Below are 17,648 nucleotides of genomic sequence, written 5' to 3' on the forward strand. Positions count from 1 at the left end.
ATTCTTTTAAATTTTTATTTTTGCCCTGGCCTAGAAGAATATAAATGATTTTGATATATGTAGTCTATCACTTTCGCAGGGACCAAATGGCCAATATACAACCCTTGTAAAACCCTTTCACGTATGCGGCTCGCGCTGATTTCCATCACATAGGTAGAAGTCATTCCCTTTTGAAGAGCTGCGCAAATCTCTGGATCTCCTTCCCAAATAATAGGTTGTTCGGAAGCATAACGACGGCAGATAAGAGGTGTAGCTAGCGTAAGAATCTCTTTAGCCTCCTTCCAATGAACAAAGCTGAAGGCCGTGTCTTCACCCATGATTAAGTAAAATTTACTTGGATATGCCTCTTTTTTCTCCTCCTTGATAATTTCATGTAAAGTATCAATAGTATAAGAGGGTCCGGGACGCTCCAACTCATAAGGAATGATGCCAAAATAGGGAAGTTCCTGCAGAGCAATTTCTAGCATTTTAAGACGGTGATAAGCCGAAGTAGGTTCCGCGCCTAGCTTATCAGGATTGACTAACGCTGGGCAAAACCATACCTCATCGAGTTGATGAGCTTCCATAATTTCTATAGCAGTATTTAAATGCCCTAAATGAATAGGATCAAAAGTACCACCATATATTCCTACATGCTTATGAATACGCATTTAAAGCTTACATCCCATGGTTAGTTTTGTAATATTGAAAGAGTTAAGGGCTTCCCTTATATTGGCATTTTTCTTCTAGCTGGCATGCGAACTAGCTTCTTAACTTGCATTCTTCCCCATCAAATTTCAGGAACTTTTTACTCATAGTAGAGTAATATCTATTAAATTTACTTACTACAGTCCTGAGTCATGGATTTACACATTGTTGAGGTCATTTCTAAAAGTAATGAAGGCTTGCAGCAATCCCGGTCCCCAAAAAAAGCAGAAAGCGTGTAAATTTCTTAAATTTAAATACCCTTTAGTTTTTCAGTGTCTTATTTATTTACTTGTTCATTTGCCGCGGGCCATTATGCCTTAATCAAAAATTGCCTGAATGAGGTAATAAACGCTCTCCCTTTACCAGAAGGTAAGTCTCGAGAAACTTTTTTACCAAAGCTTCGCGTGTCCAAGAACGCTGTTCTAACAATCTATAAAGGGCTTTTCTCTCTTCGATGTTTAAAGAAACTAACTTCATGAAATTAAGAAAAGCGCCGTGTTGTTCTTTCTCTAGCTTCCAAAGCCCAACTAGCAAACATTCTATCTGCTTGACTTTGTTTATCCTGTCTTTGAAAAATTTTTTCTCTGATTGCATTTCCTCTACTTTACATTTTTTTTCTAAATCTATGTTTCGTAAAGACTCACAAAACGATTTGAAATAACATGAGAGTTCGTCGACTGGCTTATTATCAATGAACATCTTATAAAACACCGTGTAATCGGACCAAATTTCTTCTTGAACAGCTTCCAGGTCACTGACATAGTTAGAAAGCATTTCGTTAAGCTGTGTTACTAATAAAGGTTTTTTATCAATAAGGTCTAAACTGTTATATTGGAGAAAAAGTTCTAAGGCATATAAAGCATGAAAGCCACAACTCCAGCCATCCGTTTGAGGGGTCAACTTATTTTTGGCGGTCAGCTCCATCTGAAGTTTCTCTTTTAAAAATACATTTTCTAATTCATTTAATTCGAGTTGTAAAGAATTATAGCGGAAAGCCCCCTCTTTATTTTTTATGAAAATGCTATAGTGCATTTTATTATTAATAAGAAACACAGTAGGTCGATCTGTGGGTATTTCCTCTACACCAATAGTAATCAACTGTAAGACATCTTCATTTAAGATGGCTCCAAAAGCAGCATTATACTTCTTACACAATTCCTGATTTTTATCTTCCATCCAATTTTCTGAAGCAAGTTTGCTAAAACCATTAATTGTTTTCGAATTTCCATCAAGAGGCTTTCGCCCTTCATGCAAGCTTCCTTGATTACTATCCAACTTAAGCATGCTAAAGTCTTCAGTCAATTCAGAGTTTTCCTCTAAACACCCTTGCTCTTCACTCTAGCTTCCTTGATTACTATCCAACCTGAGTTTGTTAAAGGCGTCATCCAATTCAGCATTTTGATCTGGAGTTTTTTTGCTCGTCTTGCAAGCTTATTCTTTCAAATTCTTTTGTGAATGATACGTCTAGCGATTTACCTTCTAGGCCAGGCTGGCCTTTCTTGTTAGTCAATTTTTCATCAATGACAACATCGCTATACCCACTCGAAGAAAAATCCATATTTTTACGCGCTTCATTGGCAAAGCTCACACGCTTGCTAGTTTCTACTTCCTCTTGGTCTAACTTTAAAGCTTTTATTTGTTGCTTTAGCCATTCACTATTAAATTGTTTTTCGTTGGCACCCAATAGGATTTTGAATACTTCATAGACCTGTATAGCACAGTTATTATTGTGTTGATAGTTTTCCGTTAATGCAGTTAGGTTAATTTTTATTTCGCATTCTTCAAATAGTTCTTTAATAGCAGTCCATGTCTCCTTATAGTCACCATATGAATCAAGATAAACGCCAGCTAATTCGTTTTCTTTATTTTTGCTAATGGCTAATAAGGTAAAATGTTTATTATTAATGTTTATCGGAACAAATAGCTTTTGGTTTGCTGACAGATTCTCTATTTCCTTAAGTATTACAGTAACTAAATATGACTCCTTTATATTCGAATTACGTCGTAACCAAATTTTCATATCTTTTCGCGTCAAATGCTGGATTTTAGCATTTGCATTCTGCTCAGATATGATTTTCTGCATTAACAAAATAAGGGGATTGATAGGAATAAAATTGCATAAGGTAAATTTTAAAACTGGCAATTCACTATTTGTGCTAGCACCGTTACCCTGTGAAGGTGAAGCCGCCAATTTAGTTGTTTCTGCTTCACTTAAAGCAGCCTTGTATTTTTTTGCAATGTGTTCTTTTATCTCCTTCTCTTCTGAAGGGGAAAATTTCTTACCGCTTAATCTATCTCTTAAAAGGTCGAAGACTTGCTTAGTAATCGCTTCCTGAGAATGTTTGCCTTTGTCTCCATTATCCTGGAGTTCTTGCTCAGCGGGTGTATTTTCCTTCGATATAGATGAAAAATCTGAGGAAGAAATATTTTCTTTTTTATCTATCTCAGCTTTGGTGCTAGAAGAACCGACTGTAGCGCTTGCAACACTAGGTGCATGTAGGCTAACTGTTGCATTTTCCTGCTGCCGTGATTTAGCTACATTGGATGAAGGCTCTAATGTATTTGAAGAAATGGGCCCGACGTCTTGAGAAGAAGTTAATCCTTTTTCTTTAGGAGCTCTTCTTTGTGCTTTCTTTCGAGCATTTTTGCTTATTTTTTCTATTATAGGGGCTTTTTTTTGAGCATCCTCATTAAATTTTTTAATATTTTCGTAAGTTTGCATTTGCTCAAAATGGAGACTTATGAATTGAATATTCCTTTCTGGCCAGGGAAGAGACAAGAAACGAATAGCGCCTACGTAAGACAAAAGATCGAGTTCGAAGGATAATTCAATATACTCCTCAATTTTAAGAATACGACCATAAGGATTATTGTTGATAAACCATTTGAATAATTTTTCATAGTTAGATTCTACTTCCTTGGAAAACGGGTAAAAACCAGATTTACTTTCTTGCAACTCATCCACTTCAGTAGCTAATTTCTTCCATTCCTTTCGAAAGAATTTTGTAAAGTCGGAACGTTTTCTCATTACCTTTATAAAAGCCTCATTATCAATTTCTCCTACCAAATATAAATGCCTTAGTAATCTGATCAATCGCTCTCGTTGTCGCTCGTACAGATGATTAATTTTTGCTCCAGCTTTTATTAGAAACCAAGCTACTAAAGCATACTTTACTTCTAGCGCGATATCTAATGGACGCTCTTTTTCTATATCTGGCTCATTAGGGTCAATGCCAGGTTCTCTGAGCAGCATATCAATAGCAAGCATTTTTTTGAGTGAAGCAGGCTTAGGAGATGCAATGTGACTTAAGTATTCATCAAACCCCTCATAGTAACGTCTTCGATCAACTGTGGGATCGCTATTAAAACGACGTGAAGCCGCTGGAAAGATGGCTTCATGTAGAATTGGACTACCATCTCTTTCATCAACAACGGCTAAAGGAACGCCCAATTCTTTTAACTCTTCTAGCCAACTATTTGGATGCGTAGTATTAACAACAGCACAAATTGCCAGAGGACGGCCGTCTCGATCCACTAGCTCGGAGGGAACTTTCGCTTTTGCTTTTAGGTAGTCTGCTTTAATTTTTATAAAGGTTCCATAATTATTTTGCCTAATTGATTCAGCTAGAGGAGTGGTAACTAACTCTTCTAACTTGGTTATTTCTTTTTCATCATCCATTCCAATTAGGATTTCATTTTCAATGATCCCCTGCTCTAACAAGGAAAAACCATGTCTCTTGCATTCAAATATAGAACGGGGCTTATATTCTCCTTCTCGTTTATTCATAATGGCTAACAAGGGGTTTTGACGCTCCTTGAGTGAGGCAAGCCTTGCCATGCTTTCAATGTCCTCAAATACAAAATTAGGCACATCCCAACCAACCATACATTGTTTGACAATACTGCTCGCATTTTCTAAGCGTGTGAGAGCTAAACCTAGTGCCGTTAATCCCATATCTGTTTTTATAAACCGGGTTTCCTCTGAGACAAGAGCTGTAACAAGGGGAAGATCATTTTCATTGGTTTCTGAAATGCCATTATTGATTAAGTACAACATAGCACAATGTAGTGGTAGAACATGACCATCTGCTTCAGTAGATGCTGATACATATTGCAATGCATATTGCACTAATTTGAAGTCGCCTACTAGCGCTGCGACGTGGAGACCATTTAGGCCAAACTTACCTTTTTCTAACAGAGCTTCCTTTGTAAAAGAGGGGGAAGCAGGGTCATACTGAGCTGCCAATATATCCTCTTGAGCTTTAGTAAAAGACGAGCCAGCGGAATATCCTTTTCCAGATTTTTCAGTACACTCTTCATAAAAACTTTCCAGAAAATTCTGAGTTAATCCGGAAAATTGTGTATTCAACTTATCATTATATAGCTTAGCTAAGGCACCAGTAGCGTCAAATGCAGCTTGAATACATTTTTGGCCAGTATCTTTTCCAAGCAGGTAAAGAATAAAAGCTTGTATTTCTTCATTTTTCCATTTTCTTACAACCCCTTCTCTGTCTTTAGCTGATATAGGAGAAAGAGTTAGCATAAGTTTTTCCCCCATTTTTCGAATTTTTTCTTCAGACTCGCCATCTATAGCTAATAAGGGAGGTCGTTTTTCAGAATAAGTCGATAATATTTCAGAAAACTGCCTAATTTCAGGTTGAGAACTTGCTGTACTCATGCTTCCGAGTATACTGAGAGGGTCAAGTTGTCTAAACAACACCTCAAGTACATTTTCGAGAGCCCCCTTAAAATCTTTAAACTTTATTTGAGGTTTTTTTTGACCCCTCACGACAGGGGTAAGTTCGGTGCCCCATTCAGCTGGCAAAATGCGAATCAAACGACTTGCCCATGCTTTCGGCAAGGCATGCGATTGAGCAGTACTAATTAAGTAACGCAAATCAGAAATTCGCCATCTAACTATTTTTTGCTGGCTATTGAATTGCCCATGAAATAATTTTAATTCTTTTCCCTCTAGCTCGTATTTCATTCGTTCGGGCATTGTAGTCATAATAGGATTCGAAGCATCGAAAATAAAATCATCATTAGGATTTAGGTTTCGTCTTTTAATAAGGTCTGCCAAAAAGGTCGGTGATTCATAGGCATCGCGATATTTCTTAGGTTCTTTTAATGAAGCCCCTTCCATAAAAGACTCGGACATACTATCAGAATTGAACAACACCATCATGTTGGGTTCTGGGTAATAAATACCATTTTTCACATATTTTGCTGTTTCATGACGAACAGCCATATCAAGTTCCACTGCAAGTGCATAAAGTGGTGAGGCATGCTCTTTTGCATCTGCATGAGGTATTTTGTAGCCGGTAGCTAAAACCGTCGGTGCCTTACCTTCATGGCTTTTCTGGTAAGACGTTATCAGGTTGGTATAAGTATCAAAAACTTGTGCTGCTGAAATCATGTCGGGATCAAATAATCCCAAATAAACAGGTAAGCTGAGATTAGTGCTACGAAAAATCTGGGCCATATTTGAAGTAAAGAAGTGTTGTTTAATCACCTCTCTTATTTCTCGATAGGGTACAATTTGCCCTGAGACTTGGTTAATTTCTTTTAAGATCTGCTTTGCTAGACGGGGATTCTTTTTTTTTATTTCTAAAAAATGCTCTCTCACCTCTTCAAAAGGAACTTCTTTCTTTTCTAAATTCACCCATCTAGGACGCCAATGAAATCCAAAGCGATGAACTTCGCATTTCGTGTTAACAGGCTCTTTTAATTTGTTTATAATTGTATTATTTAAATCTTCATCTAGTGACTCCATCATATTTATACCAACTACAAATACAAGCGAATTAGCAGCTTTTATGGCTGAACTTTGTCGGTCGGGTCCAAAGCTACTATTTTCAAAAACTTGAATAACTTCTGAAATCGACTGGGGGTTTTTGGCATAATAGGGAATATTAACGATTACCCGATAAGGAACAGATGATTCGGATTTATCATTAAACTTAGATTTAAATGAGACTGGCTCAGCATAGAAAAATTGGCCATTTTTATCTGCATTGATCACCCCTCTAAAAGGGAGAATTTGAAATGGAAACCCTTCAAGCGGCTTTTTATTTTGTATAGCCAATATAGAGATGTTAGAAGTAGATATACTTCCAGTTTCTCCTAATGCTTCATTTTCGTCATGATTATCGTTAGGAACCACATTCATATTCACGCTCAGCAATCTGCGAATCTCAGTTTGGATGAAAACTTCATCATTATCATCTAAACTAGCTGGTCGAGCAATGGAGGAAGGAGAAGCGATTTCCTGTGCATTAGAGGGAAGCCCTGGCTTGTTAATCGATGCCTGAGAGGAGATTTTCTTGAACTTCCGCCTCTTTAATTCATCGACCTCGTTCTCTTCTGAATCGTTGTTTAGAGAAGATTGAAATACACGCGTTTCACGCTGGATATTATCCTCATTATTTCCTTCTGCGGGATAGGTTGAATAATCGTTTGATACGCTACTACGAGAATTAACACCAGGGGCTGTGTTCATGAGGCCTCTCCATATAAAGGTTGTGCAATAGCGGTAATGTAAAACAAGGGCGAAATTTTGGAAAGATCAATTAACACAACAAGCTCATTAAATGAGCTCAAAAGTCATTGCCAACTTAAATAATTGGCCATTGATTTTGACGACAAATAGCCTTTAAGCGTCGATCTGGGTTGACGCCCACGGGATTTCCAACTGCGTAAAGGAGGGGTAAATCTAAATAGCTATCTGTGTAAGCAGTCACATTAGCTTTAACGATTTGCAATTCTTTTAAAAGCAGCTCAAGAGCTTGAGCTTTTTGAGGACCTTCCATTACTTGGGTAATATGAGTAAAATCACCCTGTTCGTTTTTTTGATAAGTCGTAGAACTCCATCTATCAACACCTAGTCTCAGCGCCACTTTTTCCACTAAAAAGTTTGGCGAACTAGAAAATATGGCAGTATACGATCCTTCATTTTTAGCTTCTAATAGTTTTGAAAAGACGGGATGATAGATAAGCTTATCCAGTTGCTGGGATAAAAATTTGGTGGCATGCTCATTAACAAGGGCCACGGAAAGGCCACAAAAAAAGCATTGAAAAGTAGATTCATGCAAGTTTTTTAGGCTAATCAGTCCAAGCTTGAACCTTAAATAGAGAGAAGATAGGCGCATCATTCGGTAAAAAGGAAGGATTTTTTTCCGAAAAAGATAGATACCAAACGAGAGACTACAATTTTTGCGAAGAAGTGTATGGTCGAGATCAAAAACAACTAAGCTATTTTTTCTTTTGGAATTGTACAATTTTGTTTTCAATTTCTTGAATGCCTTGGTTGATTTTTTCTAAGCGCTCTTTTTCAGACTTTATCAACTCGTTATTATTCATGGCTTTCTCAAAATCTAAACCTGAAACTCCTCCCGCTTTGCGCAAAGACTCTAGCTGTACTTTTATCGCTTGTCTACGTTCTTTTCTTTGTTTTAGAACTTCGCGAAGTTGCTCAATAGATTGACGATCATCCTCGGACAAGGAAAGTAAAGCTTGTTCCTCTTTATCTGAAAGAACATCGGTGATTAAGCTACGTAAGGATTTATAAAGGCGCTCTATCTCTTGCTTTTCAAATTTATTAAAGGAAGAGCTTTGTATTTTCTGAGCAAGCTCATCTCTAGCTGCTGCTAGTTCTTGAGCTTCTAAAGAACGAGCATTATTACCAAGCTGTTCGATTTCATTTTTTACTTCTTCTATTTTAGCTTTACGTTGCTTTTCTTTTTCTTGCTCATGTTGAAGGCGCACTTGCTCTTGTGCTTTCTGTTTTTCTAAAATCTGATCTTTTACGGCAAACATTTCGCTTCTTAGAGCTTTGATTTCATCTCTTCCCAGTTCAACATTTCTCATGAACTTAGAAATCTCATCTAAATGCTTATTCGCTTGATCATCCGATAATTCTGAAGACTCATATTGCTTTTTAAGCTCATGTATTTTGGCTTGGACGGTATAAAAATTTTGCTTAAAAGTAGCTTTTAGCTGGGCGCGTTCTTTTTTACGTTCTTTTTCGGCTAATTTGATTTTATCCCAACATTCGCTAAGACGCATTCTGGTGTGGGTAAAGGCATGTGTGTTAAGGGTTAAAACCTTAGCAATGCCTTGTAAGTCTTTAATTTCTTCTCTTAATGCAAACAAAGAATCATCAAAGTTACCTTTAAAGCTATCTTCAATAAAGGCTTCCACATCATCGCTAAATGTTTGGCTAACTTCTTTGATAAGCTCTTTCCTTAAAGGAAAAACTTGATCGCCTATTTCAGAGAGCCTTTGGAAAAACTTATTTTTTTGTCTTACACGCATGTCCGTTTTAATAAGTTCTTTGCGTAGAGCATTCACACGGGAAGCTTGCACATTAAGCAAATTAAGTCTTTTTTGAGTGTCTTGATAAAATAGGGCTTTGGCAGAAAGCCTTGTGGGGATAGGGCCTAAGTCAGGATTGGCAATTTTAGCTACTTGCTCTTCAAAAAGCTTTATATCGTTTTCTAAAGCTACGATGGCTATTTCAATTTGTTCGGCTGCAAAAGAGCTTTGTTCATCCAACATTTCTTTTAGACGGCGGGCTTCTTTGGAAAGCTCGCTATATTTTGTCCATAATTGCGTACGCACAAGAGGAGGGAGGTTTTCTTTAAAGAGTTGCAAGCAAATATTACGCACTTCCCAAAAGGCTTTAAAATGTGGGGCTCCACTTTGTGCTAAAGAGCTTTCCATAAAATCTAAAGCATATTTAACCTTAGCGTCTACTTGAAGTAAATTTTCCATCTCTTGCATAAAATCGTCGAGATGAGGATTATGCTTTTTTTCGACTACAGGCTCTTCACTAATTTCTTGCTCTGCTCCTTCTAAAGAAGGGGTTGTTAAGCTTAGCTCTTCGCCTTCTGAATTAATCGAGGATAGGAATTTCTCATCTTGATGAGGTGTCGTTTCTTGTATATTTTGATTTTTACTTTCTAAGTCGCTCATGGAAATTCTTAAAGATATATGTTTAATGGAATTTTAGAGCAAAATCATAGCTGATTTACCCTTTTCGGTAAAGCTCTTTAAAAAACAATAATAATTAGCAGCTGTCGATATCTTTAGAAATAAGGTCGGCAATCATTTCCGTGTCATAAAGGTCCATATCAATCCAGTTAAACAAAGGTTCTTTGCCAAACCAGGTATGCTGACGTTTGGCATAGTTTCTAGAAGCTCGTTTAAATGTCTCGACAAACTGAAGATAATCCTCGGGCCTTCTGTCGGTTGCTAAATAAGCAATCGCTTGCTTATAGCCTATCGCTTGGGCTGCAGAGGAGTTAGCTAAGAGACCTTGTTTTAACAAACCTTGGACCTCTTCTAGCAAACCTTCTTCAATCATTTGATCACAACGGTTTTCAATGCGATGATATAAATGAGGCCTAGGCCGAAATAAAAACCAGCACCGAAAGTCATAATTTTGAGCCTTATGGCGCCCCTTCCACGAAAGCTTACTAACTTTTTCTCCAGTTAAAGTAATGATTTCCAAGGCACGCACAATTTTTTGCTTATCATTCTTTGTAATCCCACTGGCGTAATGGGGATCTAGCTGCTGAAGACGAGCATATAAGACCTCGGGGCCTAGCCTATCATATTCTTCTTCTAAAGCTTTTCTAATTTCAGGAATAGAGGGAGGCCCTAGAGGAGGTCCATAGAGTAAAGAATGAATATAAAAGCCTGCCCCTCCTACTACAATAGGCACCTTGTCTCTATTGTGTATGCGCTGGAAGGCTTGGCGCGCTTCATAGCAAAAATCTACAACATTGAAAGAATCTGCTAAATGGCAAATATCGATGAGGTGATGAGAAATCTGTTGTCTTTCTTCAAGTGTAGGCTTAGCTGTACCAATATCCATTCCTTTGTAGACTTGCATGGAATCAGCTGAAACAATTTCTCCATGGATCTTTCTTGCCAGCTGAAGAGCAAAATGAGACTTGCCGCAGCCAGTAGGACCGGCAATGATGATCACACGTTTTTTATTTTGAGGAAGGGCAGTAGGGAGCTGCTTTTGAGCTTCGATAGCAAAATTTATAAAAATTTGTTCTATTTCTTCTTTTTCTAATGTTCCACTAGCCACTGTCAACTACCTAAACTTGGTCAAAGCATTGTTTATTTAAATTTAACCATTTATTATTCAAGGCCTTAAATTTTAACATATCTTTCAAATGGTAAGATCAAGCATAAAGAGACCTGTTAGATAATTCTTTGCTCTGATTGTAAAAGCTAAGAAAAGCTCTCATGATATTTGAAAAAGATAGCTAGCTCCTTTCAAAATCCCATCATCTTGTTAGTTATTTAATTATTTTTTTTATTTTCCCCGCAAGTAGCACTTACAGCTCTTTTCAACTTTATACCTACCTGCTTAAAGTTATTCTCCCTCTTAAATTCAATCATCTATTCACTTCAAAGAACATCAAAAAAACTTTCTGAAATGTGATTATTAGCCTTTTAAGAGGATCATATTTTGCTTTTTTTATAGAAAGTAATGATTAAAAGCTGCAAGCGCTCGTCTTCTTAAACGCTCTCCCTTTTATGCCCCCTTTCTCAAAGCTAAGCTTTTTTCTGCAGGTATGCTTTATTAGCACTTTTAATTCTTTGTTTTAACAATCTATATCTTGCATTTGCAGATGGTCTTTCATAAAAGCAAAAGCTGAAAAGTCTGCTGCTTCTATATAACTTTCTTTTCGGTTCCTTTAGGGCCCAGCCCTTAACCGCAGGCTCTTTGCTGTTACTTCCTTACCAGCATCAAAGATTCAAGTTATAAAGCAGTAAAAAAATCTGTTAAAAGCCTGATAGCTGGTATTTGATGAAACTTAAAGTAAGGCTAAAATCCCAAAAAGATTAAAGATAAATCACTTTATTTGCTGCTTATATGTCTAGGCTTTAAGCATTTATTTAAGCACACTTGCTGGCAATGAAGTTATCTAAAAAAAGATTAAGTAAAAAAAGCAAGCTATTCTCCATATTTAATGCTTAACAGGATTACTCAATAATTTCCACTCTAACGCGTCGTCCAAGCCGAGCACAAATCATCATGGATATTGTTCGTAAGGCTTTGATAGTATTTCCTTTCCTTCCTACAACTTTCCCAATATCATGAGGATTAACCCGTACTTCTACGATCATTCCTCGTTCCCCTTCATAGCAATTAACATTTACATCATTAGGGGCGTCTACTAAATTTTTTACGATATATTCAACAAATTCTTTCATAGCTCTACAAATGTTTATTATAGTTTTACAAGCTAGCATTTTTAGCATCAGGAAGAATTTAACTCAAGAAGTATCCCATTAAAGCTCTTTGCCTGCTTATCTGAAACGTACGATAAAATGAATCTGGAGCCTTATTTCTCACCTAATTAAAAAGCAATTAAACAATTTTTTAATTCCTCCCTATTTTATCAGAATTTTATCGAACGGCATGATAAGGTAAATTGCTTTTTGAACTCTCAACTACTTTCTCAGCTGCTAAGACCTCTAAAGAGGAGAGCTTTTGATGTAGGCGAGCGCAGGAATACGTAAATCTACAATTAGAGGTGCATATTTTAATAATTTTTCTGCCTCCCCTCCTTCCACATATTCGGCATGATAATTTAATAAGGGGCGCAATTGCAGATAATTGGCTAATTCTTGCCGATAATTGTCTACACTCAACCGCAATACATGCGAAGCTATTCCTTTGACAAGCTTTCCTGCTTGATCTGTTCTTTCCACCTGCTCATCAAGGATAGCTACAATTTGCCTTTTACCTTTGCTATCTGCAAAAGCCTGAGAGACATCAACACGAGATAGATAAGAATATTCCGAGCAGCAATAGGTTGAAAGCAGATCAATTAGATAAAGGGCGAGCTTGCATTTAATTTCTTGGATAGGTTTTCCCCAAATCAGCGGTGAAGAATCTGTTATTCCCAAGTATATTTCTGGTAGCTTTTTAGGGGTAAAAAAAGGTTTAAAGGGAAAGGTAACACCCTCACGATCGATAACTGTGTTATGATAATCTAATAAGTAAGCAAAAGGCTTTCTTAATCCATAATCCACATAAATAGTTCCTGGAAGGATTTTTTTTACATAAGCATGAGTAATCAAAGGAGAATTTAAAAGTTTTTGTTGAGCTTCTTGGGTATTAAAGCGAAAGATATTGGTTGGATGATCAATCGATAGGCTAAGAAGCTCAGCAAGATACGCCGTTTTCAAAGGTTCTTTATCAGGAGTAGTTTGCGCAATAGCTACAATGTTATACTGCGGATTATATAGACGCTGCCTTTTTATATATTTATAATAAATTAAACCTCCAGTAGCAGATCCGGAGATGGCTAAAGTAAAAAGCATAATCCATAAACAAGCTGTACGTATGGAAAGCTTCTCTTGTTTTTTTCTCATAAGAAATTTTAACCTAAAGGGATGAAGATGGTAGAAGCGCTCTGGTGGTGAGATACCCCCCCTCTTTTGATAAACATAAAATTCAGGACCATTTTTGCTAGCTTCTCACTCAGCCAAATCATAGCATTTTTTCTTACTTCCTGCAAAGATGCTCTCGCATCAGGGATTAAATGAAAAGATGTAGTTAGGGCATCCCTAAAAGCTTTAACGCTGCCTACATAAAATAGCATCTCTTCGTTTTCGTTCAAGCGCAAGTATAATTAAGCGATTGAATAGCTCCTCTCCATCCACTCCATTCAGTTGGCATATCATAGGATAAAGACTAAGAGAAGTAAATCCTGGGATTGGGTTAATTTCGTTTAACCAAAATTTTTCATCAGCATCGTGAAAAAAATCTACGCGTGCCATTCCTGTCCCTCCAACTGCTTGATAGGCAGCTAAAGCTAGCTCTACCCCCTCCCTATTTTTTTCGGGCGATAAAGAAGCTTGAGGAATGGCTTTCATACTGTTTGCCCCATATTTAGCCTCAAAATCGTAGACATTACCTTGAGAAAACACTTCACCAGGCGGGAATACCTCAGCCTCTTCGTTACCTAAAACTGCAAATTCTATTTCCCTAAAATTTGTAAGCCCTTCCTCTACGATTAATTTAAAGTCAAATTGAAAAGCTTCTTGAATTGCTGAGTATAATCTATCAGCATGCGTTACTTTTTGCACGCCAATCGTTGACCCTAAATGCACAGGCTTTATAAAAAGCGGAAAATTTAATTTGTTTTGAATCGACTGAATCATTGAGGTACTATCTGTTCTCCACTTTTTATAGCTGATTTCTACAAAAGGCAAGGTAGCTATCTGATGAGCTTGCATAAGATATTTGGTGTGAGCTTTGTCCATAGCGATAGCCGCGTAGACATGATCAGGGCCTATATAAGCTTTATCGAGAATTTCAAAAAAACCTTGAATGGTTCCATCTTCTCCATAAGGGCCGTGCAAAATAGGCACAAATAGATCGCACTCCATCAATTGATTAAAAACACTTACCTCTATACAGGAGGTAGTTTTTACAGCTGCTAGCTCCTGCATGCGCTCTTTAAGCGCCTGCATGTTATTATCTTCTGCAAGCCACTGTCCTTGCTTTGTTATACCAAAATACTTAATCTCATAAAGCTCGGGTGAAACGTATTTGCAAATATGGCTAGCCGATAAGAATGTGACCTCATGCTCTACTGAGCGCCCTCCAAAAACTATCCCTACTTTAAGCTTACGTGACGCTCGTTGCCTTAATAGCTCGAGCAGCTCGTGAGAAAGCTTAGTAATATCGCCGGCTCCCATTGAAACAACAATATCATGAGGATGAACAAAATCAAAAAGTAGAGAGGCTAGATCGTGCCGCTGCACCGCATGAATTTTTTTTATTCCTTTAGCCTCTATTTCCTTGATAATTTCTATCGAAGAAACCCCCTCTATAGGTGCTTCGCCGGCAGCATATATCTCCGTGATAAATATCTCATCCGCTTCATCAAAAACATCTTTATATAATCCCAAGCAATCTTGAGTACGGGTGTAACGATGCGGTTGGAAGACAGCAATCAGGCGTCGTCCCTCTGCAGCTTGACGTATACCTTCTAGAGTGGCTTTTATTTCTGTCGGATGGTGAGCATAGTCGTCAAGCATTAAAATATGATGCTTCTCGCCCTTTTTTTCGCAGCGACGCTTAATACCCCCGAATGAAAGAAAAGCTGCACGGATTCTATTTTCTGCAATTCCTAAGCTTAAAGCTAATCCTAGCACGGCCGCAGCATTAAGAGCATTATGACGTCCCACCATAGGCAACTGAATAGACGAATAATGACAACCCTTAAAATCTACATCAAAAGAGATATTCCATCCTTTTTGAGAAAAGTTGCTAACTTGTAGCTCACAATGGCTTCCAAATCCATAACTAACGCCCTTAGGCTTTAAAGCTAAAAGATGTTTATCATCCCCACACCAAAAAAGATGCTCCGATGTTTCCACTTTGCTTAGAAATTGGCTAAAAGCCTTAATTAAATTCTCTATCTTGCCAAAGTAATTAAGATGATCGGCATCAATATTAGTGATAATGCCCCCATAAGAATGATACTTAAGAAAGGTGCCATCACTTTCATCAGCTTCGGCTATAAAATACTCCCCTTCTCCATGTCCAGCATTTGAATTAAAAGAAGAAAGCATTCCTCCCACCGCATAGGAAGGATCCAAGCCAGCTTGCATGACTATCCAGGCTAAAAGAGCCGAGGTCGTAGTTTTACCATGCGTTCCTGCCACCGTTAAAGTTTTCTGCTCCTGCATTAAGTACAAAAGCAAGTCAGAACGATGAAGCATTAAGCACCCCTGCTGTAAAGCAGCATAATATTCTGGATTATCAGCTTTAATATCTGAGCTATAGATGACAGCGGCATGAGCAGGAACTTGATGAGCCGCATGGCCGATAAATATTTTAGCTCCATTTTTCGACAATTCTTCCGTTACATAGTTGGCTTGCATGTCGCTGCCTGTTACAACCATCTTCTTGTTTAAAAGAATACGTGCTAAACCGCTCATGCCGATGCCACCAATGCCAATAAAATGAAAGTGCTTTACCTTTGAAATCATACGTGGAGCGCCTCCAGAATAAGCGTATAAAGCTCTTTAGGCCGGTGGTTAATCTTGTAATTTTGCATCGCTTGGCTCATCTTTTTCCGTTTTTCTAGGGTAAGAGATTCTATTTCCCCTGCTAAATGAAAAGCATTTAATTCTTTTTCTTGGCACCTTAAAGCTCCCCCTACTTTTTCTACTAGAAAAGCTGCATTTTTTTCCTGATGGTTATCGGTAGCATAAGGATAAGGAATCAATATCCCGGGCACCTCAAACTCCATCTGCTCAGCAATGCTCCCTGCCCCTGCACGGGTAATGGAGATATCTGCCGCCTGCCATGCTAGTTCCATATGTGTCTCAAAAGGTTTGACACAAGCCTTAATGCCTGCTTTTCGATATTCTTCTCTTAAAAATTGGGAACTAGAAGCATCGCCTGTTAAATGAATAATCTGCCATTGCTCTTTAGCATGCTTTAAATGCTGAATCAAAGCTTCGCTAACCAAATTATTCAGATTTAAAGCGCCTTGTGAGCCTCCAAAAGCTAAAATAGTATCTCGCTCTTTCTCTAGCCCAAAAAATTCATGTGCTTTAGAGGAAGAGCTACCTCCCTTATAATATTCTGGACGTAATGGCATGCCAACTTCATAAGTTTTTCCCACTAAAAGATCTGCCGTATCAGGAAAATGGATGCCTACAAAGGAAGCATACTTTGCCAAACAACGATTAACTTTTCCGGGAACACTATTAGCTTCATGAAGGATGAAAGGAATTTCTTTAGCTTTTGCAGCTAGAAGCATAGGCAAGGTATAATAGCTCCCAAATCCTACTAAAATATCAGGACGGTATTCATTAATGATTTTGCAGCTTTGCTTTATACCCTTTAAAATCTTGTAAGAAGCTTTTAACGTCTCCCAAGAAGATTTATTTATAAAAGTAGCGCAAGAGATCGCCTGGTAGCGGAAGAAATCTTTGTCAAAATAAGGGTTAATATCAAGATTTCCGCCTACATACAAAAGTTCAAGAGAGCCATCTGCTGCCATAAGCTGCTTGCCTAAAGCAATAGCAGGATAAATATGGCCCCCCGTGCCTCCTACAGTAATGATAATTTTTTTACCCATCTTCCGCTCCTGCCATTAAAAGTGTCTACTATTACAAAAGTGGGATTTCTAATTCCAGACAATGATAAAAAAATTGCTCCCAGGAAGAGGAATGGCTTTAGATAGATAAAAATAGATAAGTTTCGAAAAATAGATAAGTTTCGAAAAATAGATAAGTTTCGTCTGTATGTTAACCGCTCAGCAACAAACGTTATTTTAAAATAATAAACATACTCTTTTATAGGCAAAAATGGCTAAACGTTCTCTTACTTCCCTTAGATTAAAAAATTCAATGAAAAGCAAGATTCAAAAAATTCATGCTAAGGAATAAATCATTTATACTAAATAGCCCCTGCTTAAAGATTATGCCAAAAAATTATAATGGTTGCTTTTATAAGCTTATTTTTTGTATGAAAGGTAAAAATATTTTTTACAACCTTCTTAAGAATAAATGGAATGTATGTAAAGATTTTTAATCAGCTCTTGCTACGCATTGAAATACAAGCCAACTTAAAAGAAGGATAAACGAATGCATTTAGAAAACCTACAGAGGTCGCCTATACAATCCCCTGAAAACAATTCCTCTCCTATTGCAAAGAAAAACACTTTGGACCCTTCTAGTCCCTTGGCTACCCTACCTTTAAAAATTTTCAAAAAAATTTTTATTTCTTTCAGCAGTTTAACTGAAAACGAATTAAGAAAAATCCTTGATGCAAGGAGCTGTGCCCGTGTGTTTAAACAACACATGCCTAATAATGTCAAATTTTTGCATCTTTATCAGCCTCAGAAGCTACAATTCTATTTTGACAAACTCTCAAGCCATTTAAATAAAAATCCTTTTTCGACCGA

Annotated in this window: 11 protein-coding genes; 1 reads left to right on the top strand and 10 read right to left on the bottom strand. The window is 37.5% G+C overall.

The annotated features are described in order from the left end of the window. Window positions 1–14 precede the first annotated feature (14 nt). The 10 genes from nadD to murG form a co-directional block, all read right to left on the bottom strand. Window positions 15–650: a nicotinate (nicotinamide) nucleotide adenylyltransferase gene (gene nadD / locus NEOC95_RS02610; protein ID WP_213151326.1), complete on the bottom strand. Its 636-nt coding sequence runs from the start codon at window positions 648–650 to the stop codon at window positions 15–17. Window positions 651–1,008: 358 nt separating this feature from the next. Continuing rightward, on the bottom strand, window positions 1,009–1,989 hold the full coding sequence (locus NEOC95_RS02615) for a hypothetical protein (protein WP_213151328.1): 981 nt from the start codon (window positions 1,987–1,989) through the stop codon (window positions 1,009–1,011). A gap of 88 nt (window positions 1,990–2,077) precedes the next feature. Further along, entirely contained in the window at window positions 2,078–7,186 is a 5,109-nt protein-coding gene (locus NEOC95_RS02620; protein ID WP_213151330.1) for a hypothetical protein, read from the bottom strand. 115 nt (window positions 7,187–7,301) lie between these two features. Then, window positions 7,302–7,976 (bottom strand): HAD family hydrolase, encoded by a 675-nt coding sequence (locus tag NEOC95_RS02625; protein ID WP_213151332.1) that lies wholly within the window; start codon window positions 7,974–7,976, stop codon window positions 7,302–7,304. Further along, on the bottom strand, window positions 7,939–9,660 hold the full coding sequence (locus tag NEOC95_RS02630) for a coiled-coil domain-containing protein (protein ID WP_213151334.1): 1,722 nt from the start codon (window positions 9,658–9,660) through the stop codon (window positions 7,939–7,941). The genes NEOC95_RS02625 and NEOC95_RS02630 overlap by 38 nt, the downstream gene beginning before the upstream one ends. 94 nt (window positions 9,661–9,754) lie before the next feature. Further along, complete coding sequence (gene miaA / locus NEOC95_RS02635; RefSeq protein ID WP_347566664.1) at window positions 9,755–10,786, bottom strand: tRNA (adenosine(37)-N6)-dimethylallyltransferase MiaA; 1,032 nt, start codon at window positions 10,784–10,786, stop codon at window positions 9,755–9,757. Window positions 10,787–11,691: 905 nt separating this feature from the next. Then, complete coding sequence (locus tag NEOC95_RS02640) at window positions 11,692–11,922, bottom strand: KH domain-containing protein (protein WP_039384138.1); 231 nt, start codon at window positions 11,920–11,922, stop codon at window positions 11,692–11,694. Window positions 11,923–12,186: 264 nt separating this feature from the next. Further along, window positions 12,187–13,089 (bottom strand): cell division protein FtsQ/DivIB, encoded by a 903-nt coding sequence (locus NEOC95_RS02645; RefSeq protein WP_213151336.1) that lies wholly within the window; start codon window positions 13,087–13,089, stop codon window positions 12,187–12,189. 204 nt (window positions 13,090–13,293) lie between these two features. Next, window positions 13,294–15,720 carry a UDP-N-acetylmuramate--L-alanine ligase gene (gene murC, locus NEOC95_RS02650; protein WP_213151337.1) on the bottom strand — a complete coding sequence of 809 codons (2,427 nt, stop codon included), beginning with the start codon at window positions 15,718–15,720 and terminating at the stop codon, window positions 13,294–13,296. Continuing rightward, window positions 15,717–16,820, bottom strand: coding sequence for an undecaprenyldiphospho-muramoylpentapeptide beta-N-acetylglucosaminyltransferase (murG, locus tag NEOC95_RS02655; protein WP_213151338.1), 1,104 nt, complete (start codon window positions 16,818–16,820; stop codon window positions 15,717–15,719). The genes murC and murG overlap by 4 nt, the downstream gene beginning before the upstream one ends. A gap of 508 nt (window positions 16,821–17,328) precedes the next feature. Between murG and NEOC95_RS02660 the strand changes: the two genes are divergently transcribed. Continuing rightward, the coding region (locus tag NEOC95_RS02660) for a hypothetical protein (RefSeq protein WP_213151339.1) at window positions 17,329–17,648 on the top strand (320 nt) is incomplete at its 3' end.

It is taken from the genome of Neochlamydia sp. AcF95 (assembly GCF_018342455.1).
Lineage (GTDB): Bacteria > Chlamydiota > Chlamydiia > Chlamydiales > Parachlamydiaceae > Neochlamydia.

Excerpts from the sequence above, each read along its gene's own strand:
- NEOC95_RS02640 (WP_039384138.1), bottom strand. The coding sequence starts at position 11,922 with ATGAAAGAATTTGTTGAATATATCGTAAAAAATTTAGTAGACGCCCCT.
- murG (WP_213151338.1), bottom strand. The coding sequence starts at position 16,820 with ATGGGTAAAAAAATTATCATTACTGTAGGAGGCACGGGGGGCCATATT.
- murC (WP_213151337.1), bottom strand. The coding sequence starts at position 15,720 with ATGATTTCAAAGGTAAAGCACTTTCATTTTATTGGCATTGGTGGCATC.
- NEOC95_RS02620 (WP_213151330.1), bottom strand. The coding sequence starts at position 7,186 with ATGAACACAGCCCCTGGTGTTAATTCTCGTAGTAGCGTATCAAACGAT.
- NEOC95_RS02630 (WP_213151334.1), bottom strand. The coding sequence starts at position 9,660 with ATGAGCGACTTAGAAAGTAAAAATCAAAATATACAAGAAACGACACCT.
- NEOC95_RS02645 (WP_213151336.1), bottom strand. The coding sequence starts at position 13,089 with ATGAGAAAAAAACAAGAGAAGCTTTCCATACGTACAGCTTGTTTATGG.
- nadD (WP_213151326.1), bottom strand. The coding sequence starts at position 650 with ATGCGTATTCATAAGCATGTAGGAATATATGGTGGTACTTTTGATCCT.